This window comes from Elusimicrobiota bacterium, from assembly GCA_040757695.1.
GTDB lineage: Bacteria > Elusimicrobiota > UBA8919 > UBA8919 > UBA8919 > JBFLWK01.
Genome location: JBFLWK010000235.1, coordinates 1 through 1,284 on the forward strand (window position 1 = coordinate 1; position 1,284 = coordinate 1,284).

At 36.1% G+C, this 1,284-nt stretch carries 2 protein-coding genes; one reads left to right on the top strand and one right to left on the bottom strand.

The window, feature by feature from the left end; genetic code table 11:
• Positions 1-138: transposase (locus AB1349_14420; GenBank protein ID MEW6558520.1), on the bottom strand; the 138-nt coding region annotated here is incomplete at its 3' end.
• A gap of 162 nt (positions 139-300) precedes the next feature.
• On the opposite strand from AB1349_14420, the gene hflX reads away from it, so the two are divergent.
• Positions 301-1,284 (top strand): GTPase HflX (gene hflX / locus AB1349_14425; GenBank protein ID MEW6558521.1); only part of this gene is annotated, 984 nt, incomplete at its 3' end.

Sequence of the window (1,284 nt, forward strand, 5' to 3'; positions counted from 1 at the left end):
GCGTTCGGCTATTCCTTGAAATATTTCTTTAAGTCGTTCTGCTATTTTGTCGTCAAGTACTACTCGTCTATACTTCGGTATCCAGACAAAATGATATTTGAGTTCATATACAGCGTGACTTGCTCGTTTTAGCTCCACATATTATTATACAAAATTTGGCAAAATTTGTCGGTCGCCTTCATCCCCGCAGCAAGCTGCGGGGTATTCGGCGACATTTAAATAATATCACGCCAAGGGCGTGAAACTACAATATACCGTTTTTTTGTAGTTGCTTGCCTTTGGTAATCCTAACTTGGTTTTGTGAAAACAAAAAAAACTGCATTACTGGTTGGCACAAATTTTAGCGAAAAAATATCCGAAGTTGCTGAATCGTTAAACGAATTAAAGCAATTATCCGATACTGCTGGTTTCAGCCCGATAGATACAATAATCCAAAGAATTAAAAAACCAAACCCCAGGTTTTTTGTAGGCTGTGGTAAGGTTGAGGAAATAAAAAGAACCTGTGAAGAAAACTCTGTCAGCACAGTAATTTTTGATAATGAATTAAATCCTACTCAGCAACGAAATTTAGAACAGAATATTCCAGCAAAAATTATTGATAGAACACAACTGATACTTGATATTTTTGCTCAGCGGGCACACACACAGGAAGCAAAACTGCAAGTAGAACTCGCCCGAAATTATTATCAACTGCCACGGCTAACACAACGGGAAAAATTTTTAGCACAACAGGTTGGAAATATCGGTGTTCGGGCAGGGTTTGGTGAAAAAAAATTGGAAGTTGACAGACGCCAAATCCGAGATAAGATTTCATATCTTAAAAAGGAAATTGAGAAAATTAAATCTTACAGAGAACTTCGTAGAGCAAAACGGCAGGATGTTCCCGTGCCTGTGGTATCACTTGTTGGCTATACAAATGTTGGAAAATCTACACTCTTGAACTATCTTACAAAAAAAAATTCAGTGTATGCTGACGATAAACTTTTTGCAACACTTGACGCAACAACACGAAAGGTTAAACTGCCAGATGGCAAATCGGTTTTATTCACCGATACAGTTGGATTCATAAAAAAATTGCCACACCAATTAGTTGCCGCTTTTAAATCAACACTGGAAGAAATAGTAGAATCCAATTTAATAGTTCATTTAATTGATATTACAGACGAGAATTATAACGAAAAGGCAAAAATAGTAATAAATGTGTTGAAAGAAATCGGGGCAGAAAAAATACCAATAATTACGGTCTATAATAAATGCGATTTATTAAAAACAAAAAAATGGGGA